At 54.1% G+C, this 486-nt stretch carries 1 protein-coding gene; it reads left to right on the forward strand.

Features of this window, described 5'->3' with window-relative positions; translation table 11 throughout:
• Positions 1–486, forward strand: a 486-nt coding sequence (locus ACZYR9_RS27545; protein ID WP_488981492.1) for a transposase, incomplete at both ends; no start/stop codon positions are given.

Raw genomic sequence — 486 nt, forward strand, 5'->3', positions numbered from 1 at the left:
GACACGAGAGAAGCAGTACTTTCTCCAGCACCTGTTCTACAAGTGCAGTGCGTTCTCCGCGGAGGTGGAGAGCTCCGCCTTCGGCCATGCCATCACTGAATTGCTCCTTGAGAAATACAGCCTGGATGAGATCAGCTCGATGGATGTGGCGGATTTAGCCGACTACCTCAAGGATAAGGGCCGTAATCGATTCCCTGATCCGGAGGGTGTAGCGAGGTGCATCCAGAAAGCCGCGCGTGCTTCCTATCGTCTCTCAAAAGTCGTCGAGGACTCCATCGATATCATCCTGGGCACTTCTATCGAAGCCATTCGAAGTACGCAGAAGCAAATCAAGGAGCTCGACAAGGCGATTGAACGCATTATCGCCGGCTTACCCGGTGAAAACGTCCTGAAGACGATCCCCGGTATCGGCCCGATCTACAGCGCTGGTATTATCGCCGAAATCGGTGACATCCATCGCTTTGACGATCAAGCCGCTCTGGCGAA

It is taken from the genome of Paenibacillus sp. F024 (assembly GCF_057814255.1).